Genomic DNA, 303 nt, shown 5'->3' with positions numbered 1-303 from the left:
TGCCGAGTTCCTTAACGAGAGTTCACTCGCTCACCTGAGGATTCTCTCCTCGACTACCTGTGTCGGTTTGCGGTACGGGTAGTTGATGACTCACTAGAAGCTTTTCTCGGCAGTGTGACGTCAGTTGCTTCCCTACTTAAATTTCGGTCCTCATCACCACTTGTCAACCCGCCAAAAAGCATTTGACTCTTTGACTGACTCGTGGCTTGAACATCCGTTTCCAGCTGGATGCACAACTTAGCCTCCTGCGTCCCTCCATCGCTCAAACATCATCAACTAGTACAGGAATCTCAACCTGTTATC

1 rRNA gene is annotated in these 303 nt (G+C 49.2%); it reads right to left on the bottom strand.

The window, feature by feature from the left end:
• Nucleotides 1-303 (bottom strand): 23S ribosomal RNA (locus tag LPKJCM_RS11820); the annotation flags it as partial.

Source organism: Lentilactobacillus parakefiri, assembly GCF_002157585.1.
Classification (GTDB): Bacteria; Bacillota; Bacilli; order Lactobacillales; family Lactobacillaceae; genus Lentilactobacillus; species Lentilactobacillus parakefiri.
This window is presented reverse-complemented; position numbering and strand designations above follow the sequence as displayed.